Consider the following 244-nt stretch of genomic DNA (forward strand, 5'->3'; position numbering starts at 1 on the left):
CAATAAACTCGTCTGGGATGGTAATACCAATAAAGTCGACATAAACATCGACTTCACGGCGCTCTGGTTTATCTAATAATGTACAAAGCGCTAAGCTTTTTGGCTCACGGAGTAATAACATCTCGCGCACTTTGTTTAAGGTGTTACCTGAGTCGATTAAGTCTTCAACGATTAATACGTCACGGCCGGCGATGTCAGATTGTACATCTTTAAGCACTTTCACATCACGCGAGCTGTTCATGGT

General features: G+C 42.6%; 1 protein-coding gene. It reads right to left on the reverse strand.

Going from position 1 to position 244, the window contains the following annotated elements; translation table 11 throughout:
* The coding region (locus AAEY78_RS14605) for a phosphoribosyltransferase (protein WP_352340179.1) at positions 1-244 on the reverse strand (244 nt) is incomplete at both ends.

This window comes from Psychrobacter sp. 16-MNA-CIBAN-0192, from assembly GCF_040309565.1.
Lineage (GTDB): Bacteria > Pseudomonadota > Gammaproteobacteria > Pseudomonadales > Moraxellaceae > Psychrobacter.